A 19,249-nucleotide genomic window follows, 5' to 3' on the forward strand; every position below is an offset into this window, starting at 1 on the left:
GGCGGTGCGGACGGGTGGTGGGAAGATACCCACCGGTAACCTCCAACCACCAGGGATTGGTGAGCGAGGTCTCAGCGGCGGCCGGCCGGTGGTGCCGCCGGCGTCGACGCGGTCGCGTCAGTGCACGGCGTCGGCCGCGGGCTCGACCAGCTCGACGAGCACGCCGCCCGCGTCCTTGGGGTGGATGAAGTTGATCCGCGAGTCCGAGGTGCCGCGCCGCGGGGCGTCGTACAGCAGCCGGACGCCGCGCTCGCGCAGCACGGCGCTGACCGCCTCGACGTCGGTGACCCGGTAGGCCATCTGCTGGACGCCGGGGCCGGAGCGCTCGAGGAACTTCGCGATCGTCGAGCTCTCGTCGATCGGGGCGAGCAGCTGGATGTGGGAGCCGGAGTCGCCGACGGCCATCATCGCCTCGCGGACGCCCTGCTCCTCGTTGGTCTCCTGGTGGGCCAGGCGCATGCCGAAGGTCGTCTCGTAGAAGCCGATGGCCTCGTCGAGGTCGCGGACGGCGATGCCGACGTGGTCGATCGCGGTGAACAGGTGCCCGGGGATGCCGAGCGGAGCGCTGGTGGAGTCGGTCATGCCCGTCATGGTCGCCGAGGGCCGCGGGGGCCGCGACCCCTTGTGACGAGTGCCTCACGGCACCCCGTCCGAGACGGTCTTCCGGGCACTCCTACGCGTGGGTAGTGTCCGCCGAAACGGGCGCTGCGCCACGTGGTGCCCGCCGTTCCCACCCCTGGAGGAGCACCATGTCCGGAACCGTCATCGTCGCCGGGGCGCGCACCCCGATCGGCCGTCTGTCCGGGGGCCTCAAGGACCTCTCGGCCTCCGACCTGGGCGGCCACGCCATCAAGGGCGCGCTCGCGAAGGCCGGTGTCTCCGGCGAGCAGGTCGACTACGTCGTCATGGGCCAGGTCATCCTGGCCGGCGCGGGCCAGAACCCCGCCCGCATGGCCGCGGTCAACGGCGGCATCCCGATGAGCGTCCCGTCGATCACCATCAACAAGGTCTGCCTCTCGGGCCTCAACGCCATCGCGCTGGCCGACCAGATGATCCGCGCCGGCGAGGCCGAGGTCGTCGTGGCCGGCGGCATGGAGTCGATGACCAACGCCCCGCACTTCCTGCCGAAGTCGCGCGAGGGCATCAAGTTCGGCGACGTCAAGCTCGTCGACTCGATGGCCTACGACGCCCTCTTCGACCAGTTCACCTCCCAGGCGATGGGCCTGCTCACCGAGGAGTGCAACGCCGCGAGCGCCAACCTGACCCGCGAGGAGCAGGACGAGTTCGCCGCGCAGTCGCACCAGAAGGCCGCGACCGCCTGGAAGAACGGCGTCTTCGACGAGGAGGTCGTCCCGGTCTCCATCCCGCAGCGCAAGGGCGACCCGGTCGTCATCAGCACCGACGAGGGCGTCCGCGGCGAGACCTCGGCCGAGTCGCTGGGCAAGCTTCGCGCGGCGTTCTCCAAGACCGGCACCATCACCGCCGGCTCCTCCTCGCAGATCTCCGACGGCGCCGCCGCGGTCGTCGTGATGAGCAAGGCCAAGGCCGAGGAGCTCGGCCTGGAGTGGCTCGCCGAGATCGGCGCGCACGGCCAGGTCGCCGGCCCCGACTCCACCCTCCAGCTGCAGCCCGCCGCCGCGACCGCGAAGGCGTGCGAGAAGGAGGGCATCGACCCGACCGAGCTCGACCTGGTCGAGTTCAACGAGGCCTTCGCCGCGGTCGGCATCTCCTCGGCGCGCGAGCTCGGCCTCGACAACGCCAAGGTCAACGTCAACGGCGGCGCGATCGCCCTCGGCCACCCGGTCGGCATGTCCGGCGCTCGCGTCGTGCTGCACCTCGCCCTCGAGCTCCAGCGCCGCGGTGGCGGCGTCGGCGCGGCCGCCCTGTGCGGCGGCGGCGGCCAGGGCGACGCCCTGATCGTGCGGGTCCCGAAGAAGTAGTGCCGCCCCGCCACCAGGCGGACGTCCCGGGCCTCGTCGAGCGCGCACGCGCCGGCGAGGCCCGCGCCGTCGCCCGGCTGATCTCGCTCGTCGAGGACGAGTCGCCCCTCCTGCGGGAGGTCACCGCGGCCCTGGCCCCGCACACCGGGCGGGCCCAGGTCCTCGGCCTCACCGGCGCCCCGGGCGTCGGCAAGTCCACGACCACCAACGCGCTGGTCCGCGAGCTGCGCTCGGCCGGCAAGCGGGTCGGCGTGCTCGCGGTCGACCCGTCCTCGCCGTTCTCCGGCGGAGCGCTGCTCGGCGACCGGATCCGGATGCAGGACCACGCCGGCGACAAGGACGTCTACATCCGGTCGATGGCCTCCCGCGGCCACCTCGGCGGGCTGGCCTGGTCGACCCCGCAGGCGGTGCGCGTGCTCGACGCGGCCGGCTGCGACGTCGTGGTCGTGGAGACCGTCGGCGTCGGGCAGAGCGAGGTCGAGGTCGCCGGCCTCGCCGACACCACGCTGGTCCTCCTCGCGCCGGGGATGGGCGACGGCATCCAGGCCGCCAAGGCCGGCATCCTCGAGGTCGGGGACGTGTACGTCGTCAACAAGGCCGACCGCGACGGGGCCGACCAGGTGCGGCGCGACCTCCGCTCGATGGTCGCGCTCGCCGACCGGCCCGACGACGGCTGGGCGCCGCCGATCGTCAAGACCGTCGCGCAGGCCGGCGAGGGCCTCGCCGAGCTCGTCGCCGAGGTCGAGCGGCACCACGCCTGGCTGCAGCAGACCGGCGAGCTCGGGGCGCGGCGTACCCGTCGGGCGCGGGCGGAGGTCGAGGCGATCGCGCTCGCCGCGCTCCGGCGCAGCTGGGGCGACCTGGGCGGCAGCGACGGGCAGGCCGGCCTGGACGAGCTCGCCGCCGCCGTCGCGGCGGGGGAGACCGACCCCTGGGCGGCGGCCGACCGCCTGCTCGAGCAGGTCGGCGCCCGCACCTGACCCCACTCCGGGAGGTCTGGACCGGCGCGCCTCCGCCCGTCGGGCCCGCCGGTCCGGGACGATCTCGTCGAGCCGTGTCCTGAGTCCGGTCGTCCGAGGTGGGTAGATGCAGAAGCTGGTCCTGGTCCTGGTCCTGGTGTTCCTGGGCTTCTGGATGTTCACCGACCCCAGTGGTCTGGCCGACGCCGGCGGCGCGGTCGGCGGCCAGCTGATGACGTGGACGGGGAACCTCTTCGACGCGGTCATCACCTTCGTCGACGAGCTCTGAGGGCCGGTGCGCCAGCCGCGGCCGCTCGGCGGGCCCGACATCGGCCGCCACCTCCTGCGCGAGGAGGGCGAGGTGATCGTCGACGAGGTGCGCCACCACTGGGCGGCGTACACCGTGCCGATGCTCGAGGGGCTGCTCGCCGTGGCCGTGCTGGCCTGGGTGCCGGTCATCCACATCGACCTCGCCGGCTTCGCGCTCCTCGTCGCGATCGGCCTGGCGCTGCACGCCGGGTGGGGCGCGCTGCGCGAGCACCGCGACCGGTTCGTCATCACCAACATGCGCGTCTTCCGTCTGCACGGCGTGCTCACCACCAAGATGGCCACGATGCCGCTGCACCGCATCCTCGACATCACCGTCGTGCGACCGCTGCACGGGCGGATCTTCGGCTTCGGGCACTTCTGCTTCGAGTCCGCGGCCCAGGAGCAGGGCCTGCGCGACATCCGGTACGTCGGCCGGCCGGTGCAGCGCGACCTGGCCATCCAGCGGGTGGTGCAGCGCTCCGGCCTGCGTGGCCCGCGCGTGGGCTGACCGGCCCTCTGCTGGGATGGGTCCCGTGGACCTGACCACCGCCCTCCGCCGCCTGCCCGACAACCCGCGCGTCGTCGTCGCCGGCAACCACGCCACCCCGTGGCACACCCTGCGGCTGCTCGACGCCACGCTGGCGTCGTACCGGCTGTGGGCGCTCAACGGCCAGCCCGGCCTGCCCGACCGCGACGGCGTCACCCTGGAGACGTCGTTCGTGGGCCCGGGGCAGCGGCGCAGCCCCCGGCTCTCCTACGTGCCCTCGCGGCTCTCGCTGGTGCCGACCCTCTTCGCCGGGGTGATGCCCGTCGACGCGGTCGTGCTGCACACGACCCCGCCGCGCGGCGGCAAGGTCTCGTTGGGCACGGAGGTCAACGTGCTGCCCGCGGCCCTCGAGTCCGCGCGCGCGAATGGCGGGATCGTGGTCGCCCAGGTCAATCGGCACCTGCCGTGGACCTCCGGCGACGCAGAGATCGACGTCTCCACCGTCGACGTGCTGGTCGAGGCCGACGAGCCGCTCGTGCACGCCCCGGTGCTGCCGATCGACGAGGACTCCGCGCGCATCGGGGCGCTGGTCGCCGACCGGGTGGGCGACGGCGCGACCCTGCAGGCCGGCATCGGCGCGGTGCCCGACGCCACCATGCGCGGCCTGGTCGCCCGGCGCGGGCTGCGGATCTGGACCGAGATGTTCTCCGACTCCGTGCTCGCCCTCGAGCGGGCCGGCGCGCTGGACACGACGGTCCCGGTCACCGCGTCGTTCCTCTTCGGGTCCGAGGAGCTCATCGAGTGGGTCGACGGCAACGATCGGGTCGTCATGGCCCGCACCGAGACGACCAACGACCCCGGCGTGATCGCCCGCAACCGGGCGATGACCAGCGTCAACACCGCGCTCCAGGTCGACCTGTTCGGCCAGGCCAACGCCTCGCGCATCCGGGCGCGGATCCACTCCGGCTTCGGCGGCCAGACCGACTTCATCGTCGGCGCGCTGCACAGCCCGGGCGGGCAGGCGGTCATCGCGCTCCGGTCGTGGCACCCCCGCGCCGACGTGTCCACGATCGTCCCGCTGGTCGACGAGCCGGTCACGTCGTTCCAGATGAGCGCGGTGGTCACCGAGCAGGGCGTCGCCGAGGTGCTGGGCCACGACCAGCGCGAGCAGGCGCGGCGCCTGATCGAGCACGCGGCGCACCCGAGCGTGCGCGACGAGCTGCGCGAGGAGGCGGTCGAGCTCGGTCTGGCGGCTCCTCTCTAGGATTGGCCGCATGACGCAGCAGCCGTTCTCGCGCCCCGGTGCCATCGACCTCTCGGCGCTGAAGCGACCCGCGCCGTCCGCCCCCTCGGGCCCGCCCCCGGCCCGCCCCGGCGCCCCCGCAGCTGGTGCGCCGGCCGGCGCTCCCGGTGGCGCTCCGGGCGGTGCGCCGAGTGCCGCCGCCGGCGGGTCGTCGTACGCCGTGGAGGTGACCGAGCAGAACTTCCAGAGCGTGGTCGAGGCCTCGATGACCGCGCCGGTCCTGCTCGCGTTCTACTCCCGCACCCGGATGCCCGAGAGCGGCCAGCTGGCCGACGACCTGGCGACGGTCTCGGGTGAGTTCGAGGGCCGGTTCCTCGCCGGTCTCGTCGACATCGACGCCGCGCCGCAGATCGCCCAGGCGATGCAGATCCCCTCGATCCCGCTCGTGGTGGCCGTCCTCGACGGCCGCCCCGCGCCGCTGCTGCAGGACGTCGTGCCGATCGACGAGCTGCGCGCCGCGCTCACCCAGGTCGTGCAGCAGCTGACCGCCCAGGGCATGACCGGCCGGCACCAGCCGCTGAACGCCGCCGCCCCCGCCGACGGCGAGGACGAGCCGCAGGTCGACCCGCGCTACGCGGCCGCGCAGGACGCGCTCGGCGAGGGCGACATCGACCGCGCCGTCGCGGAGTACCAGAAGCTCGTCGACGCCAACCCCGCCGACGCCGAGGCCGCCGCCGGGCTCGCGATGGCCAAGGTGCTCCTGCGCACCCAGGGCGTGGACCTCAACGAGGCCCGCGCCGCCGGTGCCGCCAACCCCGACGACGTCGACGCGCAGACGATGGTCGCCGACCTCGACATGCTCGGCGGCCACGTCGAGGACGCGTTCGCGCGGCTCGTCGAGCTCGTGCGTCGTACCTCCGGCGACGAGCGGAACGCCGCCCGCGAGCACCTGCTCGGCCTCTTCGCCGCCGTCGGCAACGACGACCCCCGCGTCATCCGCGGCCGTCAGGCGCTCGCCTCCGCGCTGTTCTGAGCCGTCGCGGGCCCGGTGGCCTGCGGCGGGTGCTCGGTCTCGTCTCCTCGGGGCGCCGGGAACGGGGGGTGAGGCCGGTGGCGCGACACAACCGTGCAATTGCGCGGTTGCAGCGCCCGTCGAGGACGCAGAGTCCAGTGGTCGTAGCAACGCCGATGGATGGTGGTGTTGCGGGTGGCGAAGCGTTACGTGCCTGATGAGGAGCGTGAGGAGTTCTTCGAGCTGGTGTGCTCGGGGATGTCGGTCACGGCCGCGGCGGCAGCTGCGGGCGTGTCGCGGAACGCTGGCATCTCGTGGTGGCGATCCTCGGGGCTTGTGAGTCCTGTGATCCAGTTCGGCAGATCTGGTGGCTTGCCGGGTTCGGCTGCTCCCGCTGTGCCTGGCGCGCGAGGGCCAGACGATCTGGACCGGCGACGACGACCGTTGAGCAGCTGGGACCGGTCGGTGATCGCGGTCGGTCTGCGGTGCAAGGCCTCCTACGCCCAGATCGCGGCGTTGGTCGGCCGGGACAAGTCGGTGGTCTGGCGTGAGGTGGTTCGCAACCGCGGACCCGACGGCTCGTACTCGCCGTCGATCGCGCACCGCGCTGCGCACGAGCGTCGCCGGCGACCCAAGACGTTCAAGCTGCACGCCAACCCGGGCCTGTGCCGCCGCATCGAGGGCTGGATGGACGAGGGCTGGTCGCCCGGGCTCATCGCGGCGCTGTTGCGACGCGAGCACCCCGGGACGAGTGCGGCGGCGAGGATGTCCCGCGTGTCGCACGAGACGATCTACCAGGCGCTCTACGTCCAGACCCGCGGGAGCCTGCGCCAGGACCTGGCTCGCAAGTTGTCGACAGCACGTCGATCCCGCAAGCCTCGCAGCGACCTCGAACGCCGTGCGAACAGCCCGTACCGCGAGGCGTTCAAGATCAGTCAACGCCCTGCCGAGGTCACCGACCGTGCCGTGCCTGGCCACTGGGAAGGCGACCTGATCCTCGGCTCCGCGAACGGCTCCGCGGTCGGCACCCTGGTCGAGCGGTCCACCCGGTTCGTGATCCTGCTGCACCTGCCCGGCCGTCACGACGCGGCGTCAGTGGCCGAGGCGATGATCCGGGAGATGGGCAAGCTCCCCGCCCACCTGCACCGTTCGCTGACCTGGGACCGCGGGGTCGAGATGGCCGGCTACCGCAACATCCAGCTCGCCCTGGACATGCCGGTCTACTTCTGCGACCCCCACTCGCCCTGGCAGCGCGGGTCCAACGAGAACACCAACCGCCTCCTGCGGTTCTGGCTGGAGAAGGGCACCGATCTGTCCCAGCACACCGCCGGGGACCTCGCCCGCATCGCCGCCACCCTCAACAAGCGACCGCGACCTACCCTCGACTACAAGACCCCAGCCCAAGCGCTGGCAGAACTGCTGTCAAACCCGACAGCAGCATGATCGTTGCTTCCACCGCTGGACCCAGCCGGACGAGACCGCGACATTCCGGCGCAATTGCGCGGTTGTTGCGCCCGGGACGGCTCGAGCCAGGCCGGCCAGCGCGCTCCGGGCGCGACGTCAGTCGCTGAGCGCGGCGAGGACGGCGGCGACGGCCGGGGAGTCGGTCATGCTGCGGCGGTGCAGGGCGACGACGGCCCGCGTGGGCACCGGGTCGGTGACCGGGACGGCGATGAGGTCGGGGCCGAGCGGCTGCCGGCCGAGCCGGGGCACGAGCGCGATGCCGAGCCGGGCGCGGGCGAGCGCGAGGTGGGAGTCGAACTCCATCGACTGGTGCGCGATGCGCGGCAGCCGGCCGGTGCCGTCGTACATCCGGTGCAGCCACTGGCGGCAGATCGTGCCCTCCGGCGTCGCGACCCAGTCCTCGTCGAGCAGGTCGTGCGGGGTGACGACGTCGCGGCCGGCGAGCGGGTGCTCGCGGTGCACGACCACGTCGGCGACGTCCTGCGCGACCGCGGTGCAGGCGAGGTGGTCCGGCACGGCCAGGGGCACGTCGCCCCAGCGGTGCACGACGCCGATGTCGGCCTGGCCGGAGGCCACGAGGTCGATGGAGTCCCACGGCTCGCACTCGTGCAGCGTGACGACCAGGTCGGGGTGGGCGTCGATGAGCAGCCGCAGGCGCGGGGCGACCAGGCCGCGGACGGCGGTGGAGAACGCCGTCATCCGCAGCCGTCCCGCGACCGCGCCGGCCTCGCGGTGCAGCTCGGCCTCGAGCTGCTCGAGCCCGGCGAGCAGGCGCCCGCCGCCGTCGACGAGGTGGCGGCCGTGGCGGGAGAGCACGACCCCGCGGCCCACCCGCTCGAGCAGCGGCACGCCGGTCTGCCGCTCGAGCCGCTTGACCTGCTGGGAGACGGCGCTCGGGGTGAAGCCGAGCGCCTCGGCCGCGGCGACCACCGAGCCGTGGGCGGCGACCGCACGCAGCGAGGTCAGGGCTGTGAGGTCGATCATGAAGCGACCGTACATGGAAACCGGCACGAACCGACGCTGGTGCTTCATGGTCTGCGGCTGCAGGCTGGGCACGTGACCCGCCGCGACTCCCTCCTCGCCGCCCTGGTGGCCACCATCTGGGGCTTCAACTTTGTCGTCATCGACTGGGGCATGGGCGAGGTGCCGCCGCTGCTGTTCTGCGCGGTCCGGTTCCTGCTCGTGCTGGTGCCGGCGATCTTCGTCGTACGCCGTCCGGCGGTGCCGTGGCGCACGCTCGCCGCGGTGGGCGTGACCATGTCGCTGGGTCAGTTCGGGTTCCTCTACGTCGCGATGGCCGCCGGCCTCCCGCCGGGGCTCGCCGCGCTCGTGCTGCAGGCGCAGGTGGTGTTCACCGTCGTCATCGCTGCCGGGGTGCTGCGGGAGCGGCCGACGACGGCGCAGGTGGCGGGGGTGCTCGTCGGGTCCCTCGGCCTCGTGGTCGTCGCGGTGGGGCGCGGCGGCCACGTGCCGCTCACCGCCCTCGCGCTCTGCCTGCTCGGCGCGCTGTCCTGGGGCATCGGCAACGTCGTCTCCCGTGCCTCGGGTGCGCCGGGCGGGCTCGCGCTGACCGTCTGGTCGGCGGTCGTGGTGCCCGTCCCGCTGCTGGCGCTGTCGCTGCTGGTGGACGGTCCGGCCGCGGTCGCCGACGGGCTGGCGGCGTTCGGCTGGCAGGCGGCGCTGTCCACCCTCTACACCGCCGGGCTGGCCTCGCTGGTCGGCTACGGCCTGTTCAACGGGCTGCTCGCCCGCAACCCCTCGGCGGCCGTCGTGCCGTGGGTGCTGCTCGCGCCGGTGGTCGCGACAGCGTCGGCCTGGCTGCTGCTCGACCAGGCGCCGAGCGTCGGCGAGGCGTCCGGGGGACTGCTGCTCGTCGGCGGCGTGCTGGTCGCGCTGCGGCGCCCGCGCACGGTCCCCGGGCTGCCGGTCCCGGCCCTCCCGAACCCGCCTCGTGATGTCCACCGTGCGCCGGAGCGCACGCTCAGCAGCACGAGGCCGTAAGGGGAGCCGTCAGCCGCGGCCGGACTCGGTGTACGCCGGCGCGCCGGTGAGATTGGCGACCGCGGCGCGCAGCCGGCGGGCGGTGAAGTCCGCGCAGAGCCGGTCGGCCTCGTCGAGGGTGTGGAACTCCGCGGAGCGGATCTCGCGGGCCTGCTTGACGATCCGGTCGGTGACCGAGGCGTCGTGGACCCCGCCGTCGAAGACCAGGCACAGCGCGTCGTCCCAGCCCGACCACGGCGGCAGCCAGTCGGTGAGCAGCAGGCGGCCGGGCTCGATGCTGAGGCCGAGCTCCTCCTCGACCTCGCGGCCGACGGCGACGCGGGGTGACTCGTTGACCTCGACGACGCCGCCGGGCAGGTCCCAGTCCTGCTTGTAGGTGAGCTGGCACAGCAGCACCCGGTCGTCAGGGTCGCGCAGCAGCATCTGGCCGATGGCGCGCTTGCGGGGAAGGAAGGAGTTCAGCAGCGCCCGGAAGCCCTCGGGCTCGGAGGTGGGCACGTCGGAGGCGAGGCGCGCGTAGACGATGCGGTCGACGGGGGCGCCGCCGACGGTCACGCCGCGCATGATCCCCTCGCGGCGCATGCCCGACCAGGTGGCGGTCCGCTGGCCGGTCTCGTCGGCGGGGTCGACCAGCGCCTCGACCCGGGCGTGGGTGGTGAGGGCCTCGGCGACCTCGCGGCGCACGACGTCGACGGGCTCGCCGGGGGACCAGGAGATCCGCGCGACGCCCTCGGCGACGGTCGTCACGCTCGGCGGCTGGTCAGTCACGGGATCACCCTAGGGGGGCGCCGGTGACCGACCGCCGCGAGCCCGGCGAGCCCGCGGGCGCGCCTCAGCCGAAGTCGGCCTTGCGGATCAGGGCGTGGATGCCGGTGGTGCGGTCGACGACCTGGGAGACCTCGAAGTCGGTCGCGGCCGACAGGTAGGCGTAGGCCACCGGCCCGGCCATCCCCTTCTCCTCGACGAGGAAGGCCAGGGCCTGCTGCACCGCCTCCTTCATCGCGATGTCCAGGCTGGTGGCGTTGGTGCCGCCCTCCGGGCCGTCGGGGTCGGAGAGCCCGATCGGCACCCAGAAGTCCGGCGTCTCGGCGAAGGGGTGGTCGAAGGCCTGCCGCGGCGCCTTGCGGCTGCCGCGCTTGACGACGGTCAGGCGGAGGGTCGGGCGGAGCGAGCCCTCCATCGCGGTGAGCGCCACCTCGCCGTCGCCCTGGGCCATGTGCGGGTCGCCGGCGAAGAACATCGCGCCCGGCACCTGCACCGGCAGGTACAGCGTCGACCCGACGCCCAGGTCGTTGATGTCGAGGTTGCCGCCGGCGTCGGTGGGCGGCACGGAGTCGACCATCGCGTCGGTGTCGCGCGCGACGCCCATCAGGCCGAGGAACGGCGCGAGGTCGAAGCCGACCGGCACGTCGCCGGGCAGCCGGGCGCGCAGCCCGCGGGAGGTGGCGCGGACGGAGGTGAAGACGCTGATGTTGCCGCCGGTGTTGACGTACGCCGCGTGGGCGGGGTCGGCGACGAACTGCTCGGGGTAGGTGCCGGGCAGCGCGCCCTTCCCGTGGCGGTTGGAGATCACGCCGTACGGCACCCGCAGCGGCAGCGCGAGCACCTCGACCTTGAGCACGTCGCCGGGCTCGGCGCCGCGCACCGCGATCGGGCCGGTGACCACGTGCGGGCCGGGACCGGCGTGCTCGGCGCGGGCCGCGACGGCGACCGCGTCGCGCAGCACGTGCTTCTCGGGGACCCCGAAGGTCTCGAAGTACTGCCGCGGGTCCTTGCCCTGGTCCTCCAGCAGCCCCTCGTGGGAGATCGTGTCCATCGTGACCACGGCGCCGGACCGGACCACCGCGACCGGCTCGGCGGTGCGGTTGGGCAGGTGGCCCCACCACACCTCGCCGGGTCGGGAGCGGACGTAGGCGCCGCGCACCTTGCCCTGGCCGGGCTGGAGGATGGTGACGCTCCGGCTGCTGGGCGCGGAGTACGCCGCAGTGCCGGCCCCACCGGCGAGCGCGGCACCCGCGCCGAGCGCCCCCGCGGTCGAGGCGCGGATGAGTGCCCGGCGGGCCAGCGCGGAGGCCAGCCCGGCCGGGGAGGGGCTCGGTGCGGAGGAGCCCGGTGCGGAGGAGGGAGCGGCGAACGGCGCCGGTGAGGTGTCCATGAGGCGCACCCCACCAGCGCCACGTCACCGTCACGCGCGCGTGGCGTTGCGGGCCGGTTACGCCTTGCGGCGGAACCAGACGGTCGCGAGCGGCGGGACGACGATGTCGGCGTGGGCGGGCAACCCCTGGTGCTCGCCGGCCACGGCGGTGACCGCGCCCAGGTTGCCGACCCCGGAGCCGGTGTAGGTCTCGGCGTCGGTGTTGAGCACCTCCTCCCAGACCCCCTCGGACGGCAGCGCGAGCCGGTAGCCCTCGTGCGGCACGGCCGAGAAGTTGGCCACGCAGACCAGCTCCGGTGCGGCGGCCCCGGTCCCGGCGGCGGCCCCGGCGTCGTCGGGCACGCGGCGCACGAACGAGAAGGTGTTGTGGCCGGCGTCGTTGGCGTCGATCCACTGGAAGCCGGCCGGGTCGTGGTCGGCGGCCCACAGGGCGGGGGAGCCGGTGTAGACCCGGTTGAGGTCGCGGACCAGCGAGTGCACGCCACGGTGCTCGGGGTGGTCGAGCAGCCACCAGTCGAGCTCGCGGGACTCCGCCCACTCCGACTCCTGGCCGAGCTCGGCGCCCATGAAGAGCAGCTGCTTGCCGGGGTGGGCCCACATGAAGCCCAGGTAGGCGCGCAGGTTGGCCAGCTGCTGCCAGCGGTCGCCGGGCATCTTGCGCAGCAGCGAGCCCTTGCCGTGCACGACCTCGTCGTGGCTGATCGGCAGCACGTAGTTCTCCGACCACGCGTAGACCAGCGAGAAGGTCATCTCGCCGTGGTGGTAGGCGCGGTGCACGGGCTCGTGGGCGACGTAGCCCAGCGAGTCGTGCATCCAGCCCATGTTCCACTTGAAGCCGAAGCCCAGGCCGTCGGCGGAGGTCGGCCGGGTGACGCCGGGCCAGGAGGTCGACTCCTCGGCGATCGTGACGATGCCGGGGACGCGCTTGTAGACGGTGGCGTTCATCTCCTGGAGGAACTGCACCGCCTCGAGGTTCTCGCGGCCGCCGTGCTTGTTCGGCGTCCACTCGCCCTCCTCGCGGGAGTAGTCGAGGTAGAGCATCGAGGCGACGCCGTCGACGCGCAGGCCGTCGGCGTGGAACTCCTCGAGCCAGTAGACCGCGTTGGCGTAGAGGAAGTTGCGCACCTCGTTGCGGCCGAAGTTGAAGATGTGGGAGCCCCACTCCTTGTGCCAGCCGCGCTGGGGGTTGGGGTCCTCGTAGAGCGGCGTCCCGTCGAAGCGGGCCAGCGCCCACTCGTCGGTCGCGAAGTGGCCGGGCACCCAGTCGAGGATGACGCCGATGCCGGCCTGGTGCAGCTTGTCGACGAGCAGCTTGAAGCCGTCGGGGTCGCCGAAGCGGGCGTCGGGGGCGAAGTAGGAGGTCACGTGGTAGCCCCACGAGCCGCCGAACGGGTGCTGCATGACGGGCATCAGCTCGACGTGGGTGAAGCCGAGGTCGGCGAGGTACGCCGGCAGCTCGTCGGCCAGCTCGGCCCACGACCAGAAGCGGCCGTCGGGGTGCTTCTTCCACGAGGCGAGGTGCATCTCGTAGACCGACATCGCCTCGGCGACCGGCTGCTTGCCGGGTCGCTCGGCCATCCAGGCGTCGTCGCCCCACTCGTGGGTGGACTCGAAGACCAGCGAGGAGGTCGCCGGCGGCTGCTCGGACCACGCGGCGAGCGGGTCGGCCTTCTCCCGCCACTCGCCGTCCTGGCCGAGGATGGCGTACTTGTACGCCGTGCCGGTGCCGAGCCCGGGCACGAACAGCTCCCAGACACCCGAGCTGCCCAGCTGGCGCATCGGGTGCTCGCGGCCGTCCCAGGAGTTGAACGACCCCTTGATCCGGACCCCGCGGGCCGACGGCGCCCACACGGCGAACGACGTGCCGGTGATCGTCTCGTCGCTGCCCGGCACCTCGTAGTGGTGCACCCGCGCGCCGAGCACGGTCCACAGCTGCTCGTGGCGGCCCTCGTTGACCAGGTGCAGGTCGACCTCGCCGAGGGTCGGCAGGAAGCGGTAGGGGTCGTCGACCTCGACCGGCTCGCCGTCGTAGGCCACGCGCACCCGGTAGTCGGGGACCTCGGCGACCGGCAGCACGCCGACCCAGAAGCCCTCGTGCTCGTGCTCGAGCGGGGTCTCGCCCCACGCGCCGACCACGGTCACCCTCGAGGCGAGCGGGCGCAGCACGCGCACGGTCACGCCGCCCGCGTGCGGGTGGGCCCCGAGGACGCTGTGCGGGTCGCCGTGACCGCCGGCCAGGAGCAGGTCGAGCTGCTCGCGGTCGACCGGCCGGGCCGTCGGCCCCGAGCCGGGGGTGCCGGCCGGGGTGGCGGGGGTGCTGCTGGGCGTCTTGCTGGGCGTGGTCATGCGGCTCCGATCCGTGCGACGGCCTCGAGCGGGATCGACACCCAGCCGGGCCGGTTGCGGGTCTCGTAGACGGTCTCGTAGACGGCCTTGTCGGCGACGTACGCCGCCAGCAGGACCTTCGCCTCGTCCGACGGCTCACCGTCGGCGTAGGCGGTCAGGAAGTGGTTGCGGTTGCGGTGGGCCCACTCCTCGGCCCGGTAGGCCAGCTGGGCGGCCGCCTCGGCGTCGTCCTCGGCGAGGTCGACGCTCTGCTTCTCGACCACGCGCGGGGCGTAGTCGAAGGAGCGCAGCATGCCGGCGACGTCGCGCCAGGGGCTGTCGGGCTCGACGCGCTCGTGCAGCGGCTTGGCCGGCTCGCCCTCGAAGTCGACGATCTTCCAACCCTTGGCGGTCCGCAGCGTCTGGCCCAGGTGCAGGTCGCCGTGGACCTGCTGGACGTCGACGCCGTCGAGCGCCGCCACGCGGTCGTACGCCGCCCGCAGCGCGTCGGCGTGCTGGGCCAGCTCCGGGACGACCTCGAGGGCCGCGTCGAGCCGGGCCCGCATGGCCCCGGCCAGCGCGCGGGTCGCCTCCGGGCCGCGCCGCTCCGCGGGGAAGTGCTCACGGAGCAGCTCGTGGACCACCCGAAGGGTCAGGCCGAGCCGCTCGGACTCGCCGGCGAAGTCGCCACCCACCTCGTGCGCGTGCAGGTCGCCCTCGGCGAAGAGGTCCCGCACGCTGGTCAGCGCGAGGTCCCAGCCGTCGGTGGCGGTGCGCAGGAACTGCTGGAGCATCGCGAGGTGGTACTCCTCGCCCTGCTCGTCGGTCCACGACATCCAGCCGTAGAGGGCGGCGACGTCGGTGGAGCCGGCGCCGGTCAGCGCCCGGTGCACGGTCACGTCGGGGTTGGCGCCCGGGGTGACCTTGCGGAAGAGCTTCATGATCGAGTCCTCGCCGAACTTGACCGAGGAGTTCGACTGCTCGCCGGAGAACAGCGAGGCGGTGACGTCGGGGTCCAGCTCGTGGCCGGGCAGCCGGTGGAAGGTCAGCCCGGTCGGACCGGAGACGGCGTCGTCCGCGGCCGCGACGAAGGAGCGCAGCCAGCAGGCCATCGCCTCGCGGTCGTGCAGCGCGTCGTAGGCGTGCACCCAGCCGCGGTCCGGCTCCTCCCACCAGCCCACGAAGGCGTGGTCGAGCCGCGACTCCGCCTCGACGTAGAACGCCAGCGGCACCTGGTAGGTCTCGGTCCCGCCCTCGGCGTCGCCGTAGGTGAGCTCGACGAGGTGGTCGACGACGGCGGGGCCGGCGTCGACGCAGCCGGGGACCTGGCCGATGCGGTGCACCGCGGTCACCTCGAACGGTCGGCCCTTCCCTCCGAACCAGCGGGTCTTCTCGAGGTAGTCGACGAAGACCTGCGGGTCGAGGTGGTCGGTGGTGGGCCGGTCCAGCGGGTTCTCGCTCACAGCAGCTGACCCTCCTCGGCGTTGTCCGGCCGGGTGAGCCGGAACCAGTAGAAGCCGTAGCCGCTCATCGTCAGCAGGTAGGGCAGCTCGCCGATCGCGGGGAACGGCACGCCGCCGAGCAGCTCGACCGGGACCATCCCCTCGTAGCGGCGCAGGTCCAGCTCGACCGGCTGCGGGAAGCGGGAGAGGTTGTTGACGCACACGATGATGTCGTCGTCGCCGTCCTGGGCGTGCTCGCGCACGTAGGACAGCACCGACGGGTTCGAGCCGCCGAGGTCGGTGAAGGACCCCAGGCCGAACGCCGCGTGGTTGCGCCGGGCGTGGATCATCCGGCGGGTCCAGTGCAGCAGCGAGGAGGTGTTCTCCATCTGCGCCTCGACGTTGACCGCCTGGTAGCCGTAGACCGGGTCCTGGATCGCCGGCAGGTGCAGCTTGCCGGGGGTGGCGGAGGAGAAGCCGGCGTTGCGGTCGGGGGTCCACTGCATCGGCGTGCGGACGCCGTCGCGGTCACCGAGCCAGATGTTGTCGCCCATGCCGATCTCGTCGCCGTAGTAGAGGACCGGCGAGCCGGGCAGCGAGAGCAGGAGCGCGGTGAACAGCTCGATCTGGTTGATGTCGTTGTCGAGCAGCGGCGCGAGGCGGCGGCGGATGCCGATGTTGGCCTTCATCCGCGGGTCCTTGGCGTATTCGTTCCACATGTAGTCGCGGTCCTCGTCCGTGACCATCTCGAGCGTCAGCTCGTCGTGGTTGCGCAGGAAGATGCCCCACTGGCAGCCGTGCGGGATCGGCGGCGTCTGCTCGAGGATCTCCGAGATCGGGAAGCGCGACTCGCGGCGGACCGCCATGAAGATGCGCGGCATCACCGGGAAGTGGAAGCACATGTGGCACTCGTCGCCGCCGGACTCGAAGTCGCCGAAGTAGTCGACGACGTCGGCCGGCCACTGGTTGGCCTCCGCGAGCAGCACCTTGCCGGGGAAGTGCTCGTCGACGTACCGCCGGACCTTCCGGAGGAAGTCGTGGGTCTCGGGGAGGTTCTCGCCGTTGGTGCCCGGTCGCTCGTAGAGGTAGGGCACCGCGTCGAGGCGGAAGCCGTCGAGGCCCATCTCGAACCAGAAGGCGATGGCCTCGAGGATCGCGTCGTGGACCTTCGGGTTGTCGAAGTTGAGGTCGGGCTGGTGGGAGAAGAACCGGTGCCAGTAGTACTGCTGGCGGACCGGGTCCCACGTCCAGTTCGACGGCTCGGTGTCGACGAAGATGATCCGCGCCTCTTGGTAGAGCTCGTCGGTGTCGGACCAGACGTAGAAGTCGCCGTACGGGCCGTCGGGGTCCTCCCGGCTGGCCTGGAACCACGGGTGCTGGTCGCTCGTGTGGTTCATGACGAAGTCGATGATCACGCGGATCCCGCGCTTGTGCGCCTCGTCGAGGAACTCGTGGAAGTCCTCGACGGTCCCGATCTCCGGGAGGATGTTGGTGTAGTCGGCGACGTCGTACCCGCCGTCGCGCAGCGGCGAGGTGAAGAACGGCGGGATCCACAGGCAGTCCACGCCGAGCCACTCGAGGTAGTCGAGCTTCTCGATCAGGCCCCGGAAGTCACCGGTCCCGTCGCCGTTGGAGTCGCGGAAGGACCGGACCAGCACCTCGTAGAACACCGCGGTCTTGAACCAGTCGGGCTGGCGCGTGGTGTCGTCGGGGAACGGGTCGCCCTCCGGCGCCTGGCCCATCGGGCTCAGGTGCTGCTCGGGCTGCTCCGGCTGGGACGGGTCGTGCTGCTCCGGCGTGCTCGTCGGGGCCTGGGTCACCGGGTGCTCCTCACGGTCAGGACGTGCGCGGGCTCGTGGTAGGGGTCGAGCCGGACGTAGTTGTGCTGCGACCAGCTCCAGTCGGCGCCGGTGATCTCGTCGTGGACGACGAACGAGTCACCCCAGTCCATGCCCATCGCCGGCAGGTCGAGGTGGACGGTGGTCTCGCGGGTGGCGTGCGGGTCGAGGTTGACCACCACGATCACGTCGTCGCGCGTCCCGTCCTCGCGCACGGCGTGCTTGCTGAAGACCAGCACGTTCTCGTCGTCGCTGGCGTGGATGACCACGTTGCGCAGCAGCTGGAGCGCCTTGTGCCGGCGGCGGACCTCGTTGAGCCGGGTGAGGTACGGCGCGAGCGTGCGGCCCTCGGTCTCGGCGGCCTCCCAGTCGCGGACCCGGACCTGGTACTTCTCGGAGTCGAGGTACTCCTCGCTCCCGGGCTTGACCGCGACGTGCTCGTAGAGCTCGTACCCGGCGTACACGCCCCAGCTGGGGGAGCCGGTCGCCGCGAGCGCCGCGCGGACCTTGAACGCCGCCGGGCCGCCGTACTGCAGGTAGGAGTGGAGGATGTCGGGGGTGTTGACGAAGAAGTTCGGCCGCATCACGTGGTCGGACTCGGTCGCCAGCTCCCGGAGGTACTCCTCGATCTCCCACTTGGCGGTGCGCCAGGTGAAGTAGGTGTAGCTCTGGTGGAAGCCGACCGCGCCGAGGCCGCGCATCATCGCCGGGCGGGTGAAGGCCTCGGAGAGGAACAGCACGTCGGGGTCGGTGCGGCGCACCTCCTTGAGCAGCCACTCCCAGAACGCCACCGGCTTGGTGTGGGGGTTGTCGACGCGGAAGATCCGCACCCCGTGCGCCATCCAGTGCTTCACGACGCGGAGCACCTCGCGGCAGATGCCGGTCGGGTCGTTGTCGAAGTTGATCGGGTAGATGTCCTGGTACTTCTTCGGCGGGTTCTCCGCGAACGCGATCGAGCCGTCGGCGCGGGTGGTGAAGAACTCCGGGTGCTCGGTGACCCACGGGTGGTCCGGCGCCGCCTGCAGCGCGAGGTCGAGCGCGACCTCGAGGCCGAGCTCGCCGGCGCGGGCGACGAAGGCGTCGAAGTCCTCGATCGTGCCGAGGTCGGGGTGGACCGCGTCGTGGCCGCCGTCGCGCGAGCCGATCGCCCACGGCGAGCCCGGGTCGTCCGGTCCGGGCGTGAGGGTGTTGTTCGGTCCCTTGCGGTTGACCTCGCCGATCGGGTGGATCGGCGGGAGGTAGATGACGTCGAAACCCATGGCCGCGACGGCGTCGAGGCGCTTCGCCGCGGTGCGGAACGTGCCGCTGGTGACCTTGCCGGTCGTCGGGTCCTGGACCGCCCCCTCCGAGCGCGGGAAGAACTCGTACCAGCTGCCGTAGAGGGCCCGCTCACGGTCGGCGTAGAGCGGGTAGGGGCCCTCGACGGTGACCAGCTCGCGCAGCGGGTGGGCCAGCAGCACGGCCTCGAGCTCGGGCGACTGCAGCACCGCCAGGCGGGCGGCGGCGGGCCGGTCGGCGTCGGTCTCGACGCAGGCCGCGAGGGCGGCGTCGACGACCGACCGGGCGGCCGCGTCGCCGCCGTCGAGGTCGCCGCGGACGCGCTCGAGCAGCAGGCGGCCCTCGAGGAACATCAGGTCCACGTCGACGCCGGCGGGGATCTTCAGCCCCGCGGCGTGCTGCCAGGTCGCGACCGGGTCGGACCAGGCCTGGATCTCGAAGGTCCAGGCGCCGCCGACGTCGGGGGTGACCCACGCGTCGTACCGGTCGGGGACCTCGGCGTGCTTGGTCATCCGCACCGGGGCGCGGCGGGTGCCCGACGGGTCGGTGAGCACGACCTCGGCGCCGAGCCGGTCGTGGCCCTCGCGGAAGACCGTGGCCCGGACCGGCAGCGGCTCGCCGACGGTGGCCTTGGCCGGCTGGCGACCGAGGTCCACCACGGGCATGACGTTCATGACGGGGATGCGTCCGACCATTTCTCCAACCTAGTGGCGCGTCGCGGCGGGCACGCAACCGTGCCGCCGAGGTGTGCGGGCGGTGCCGCAGGGGTGCTCTGGCTACGGGGCATGTACCCAGG

16 protein-coding genes are annotated in these 19,249 nt (G+C 72.8%); 8 read left to right on the forward strand and 8 right to left on the reverse strand.

Annotated elements, in window-relative coordinates:
• Nucleotides 1–117: 117 nt before the first annotated feature.
• Nucleotides 118–582, reverse strand: coding sequence for a methylmalonyl-CoA epimerase (gene mce / locus QWY29_RS15600; protein ID WP_300961937.1), 465 nt, complete (start codon nucleotides 580–582; stop codon nucleotides 118–120).
• A gap of 167 nt (nucleotides 583–749) precedes the next feature.
• On the opposite strand from mce, the gene QWY29_RS15605 reads away from it, so the two are divergent.
• The 7 genes from QWY29_RS15605 to QWY29_RS15635 all read left to right on the forward strand — a co-directional run bounded on the left by QWY29_RS15605 (nucleotide 750) and on the right by QWY29_RS15635 (nucleotide 7,393).
• On the forward strand, nucleotides 750–1,940 hold the full coding sequence (locus tag QWY29_RS15605) for an acetyl-CoA C-acetyltransferase (RefSeq protein WP_300961938.1): 1,191 nt from the start codon (nucleotides 750–752) through the stop codon (nucleotides 1,938–1,940).
• Nucleotides 1,940–2,920 carry a methylmalonyl Co-A mutase-associated GTPase MeaB gene (gene meaB / locus QWY29_RS15610; RefSeq protein ID WP_300961939.1) on the forward strand — a complete coding sequence of 327 codons (981 nt, stop codon included), beginning with the start codon at nucleotides 1,940–1,942 and terminating at the stop codon, nucleotides 2,918–2,920. The genes QWY29_RS15605 and meaB overlap by 1 nt, the downstream gene beginning before the upstream one ends.
• Nucleotides 2,921–3,026: 106 nt before the next feature.
• The gene (locus tag QWY29_RS15615) at nucleotides 3,027–3,188 is read left to right on the forward strand and encodes a hypothetical protein (RefSeq protein WP_300961940.1); all 162 of its coding nucleotides are present in this window, start codon (nucleotides 3,027–3,029) and stop codon (nucleotides 3,186–3,188) included.
• 6 nt (nucleotides 3,189–3,194) lie between these two features.
• On the forward strand, nucleotides 3,195–3,716 hold the full coding sequence (locus QWY29_RS15620) for a PH domain-containing protein (RefSeq protein WP_300961941.1): 522 nt from the start codon (nucleotides 3,195–3,197) through the stop codon (nucleotides 3,714–3,716).
• A 16-nt stretch (nucleotides 3,717–3,732) separates the two neighbouring features.
• Complete coding sequence (locus tag QWY29_RS15625) at nucleotides 3,733–4,959, forward strand: acetyl-CoA hydrolase/transferase family protein (RefSeq protein WP_439117440.1); 1,227 nt, start codon at nucleotides 3,733–3,735, stop codon at nucleotides 4,957–4,959.
• A 10-nt stretch (nucleotides 4,960–4,969) separates the two neighbouring features.
• The gene (locus QWY29_RS15630; RefSeq protein WP_300961943.1) at nucleotides 4,970–5,971 is read left to right on the forward strand and encodes a co-chaperone YbbN; all 1,002 of its coding nucleotides are present in this window, start codon (nucleotides 4,970–4,972) and stop codon (nucleotides 5,969–5,971) included.
• A gap of 159 nt (nucleotides 5,972–6,130) precedes the next feature.
• Nucleotides 6,131–7,393: an IS30 family transposase gene (locus tag QWY29_RS15635; protein ID WP_439117441.1), complete on the forward strand. Its 1,263-nt coding sequence runs from the start codon at nucleotides 6,131–6,133 to the stop codon at nucleotides 7,391–7,393.
• 117 nt (nucleotides 7,394–7,510) lie between these two features.
• On the opposite strand, the gene QWY29_RS15640 is transcribed toward QWY29_RS15635, so the two are convergent.
• The gene (locus QWY29_RS15640) at nucleotides 7,511–8,398 is read right to left on the reverse strand and encodes a LysR family transcriptional regulator (protein WP_300961945.1); all 888 of its coding nucleotides are present in this window, start codon (nucleotides 8,396–8,398) and stop codon (nucleotides 7,511–7,513) included.
• 72 nt (nucleotides 8,399–8,470) lie between these two features.
• Between QWY29_RS15640 and QWY29_RS15645 the strand changes: the two genes are divergently transcribed.
• Nucleotides 8,471–9,415: an EamA family transporter gene (locus tag QWY29_RS15645; protein ID WP_300961946.1), complete on the forward strand. Its 945-nt coding sequence runs from the start codon at nucleotides 8,471–8,473 to the stop codon at nucleotides 9,413–9,415.
• A 9-nt stretch (nucleotides 9,416–9,424) separates the two neighbouring features.
• Here the strand turns inward: QWY29_RS15645 and QWY29_RS15650 are convergent, their stop codons facing one another.
• The 6 genes from QWY29_RS15650 to QWY29_RS15675 all read right to left on the reverse strand — a co-directional run bounded on the left by QWY29_RS15650 (nucleotide 9,425) and on the right by QWY29_RS15675 (nucleotide 19,148).
• On the reverse strand, nucleotides 9,425–10,183 hold the full coding sequence (locus QWY29_RS15650) for an NUDIX hydrolase (protein WP_300961947.1): 759 nt from the start codon (nucleotides 10,181–10,183) through the stop codon (nucleotides 9,425–9,427).
• Nucleotides 10,184–10,247: 64 nt separating this feature from the next.
• Entirely contained in the window at nucleotides 10,248–11,570 is a 1,323-nt protein-coding gene (locus QWY29_RS15655) for an acetamidase/formamidase family protein (protein WP_300961948.1), read from the reverse strand.
• A 57-nt stretch (nucleotides 11,571–11,627) separates the two neighbouring features.
• Nucleotides 11,628–13,916, reverse strand: a complete 2,289-nt coding sequence (glgB, locus tag QWY29_RS15660) for a 1,4-alpha-glucan branching protein GlgB (RefSeq protein WP_300961949.1) — start codon at nucleotides 13,914–13,916, stop codon at nucleotides 11,628–11,630.
• Nucleotides 13,913–15,358, reverse strand: coding sequence for a maltokinase N-terminal cap-like domain-containing protein (locus QWY29_RS15665; RefSeq protein ID WP_300961950.1), 1,446 nt, complete (start codon nucleotides 15,356–15,358; stop codon nucleotides 13,913–13,915). The genes glgB and QWY29_RS15665 overlap by 4 nt, the downstream gene beginning before the upstream one ends.
• Nucleotides 15,355–17,079 (reverse strand): maltose alpha-D-glucosyltransferase, encoded by a 1,725-nt coding sequence (gene treS / locus QWY29_RS15670; protein WP_300962045.1) that lies wholly within the window; start codon nucleotides 17,077–17,079, stop codon nucleotides 15,355–15,357. The genes QWY29_RS15665 and treS overlap by 4 nt, the downstream gene beginning before the upstream one ends.
• Before the next feature lie 74 nt (nucleotides 17,080–17,153).
• Entirely contained in the window at nucleotides 17,154–19,148 is a 1,995-nt protein-coding gene (locus tag QWY29_RS15675; protein WP_300961951.1) for an alpha-1,4-glucan--maltose-1-phosphate maltosyltransferase, read from the reverse strand.
• Between the last annotated feature and the right edge of the window lie 101 nt (nucleotides 19,149–19,249).

Origin of the sequence: Nocardioides abyssi (assembly GCF_030412915.1) — a bacterium.
In the GTDB taxonomy this organism is placed as follows: Bacteria; Actinomycetota; Actinomycetes; order Propionibacteriales; family Nocardioidaceae; genus Nocardioides; species Nocardioides abyssi.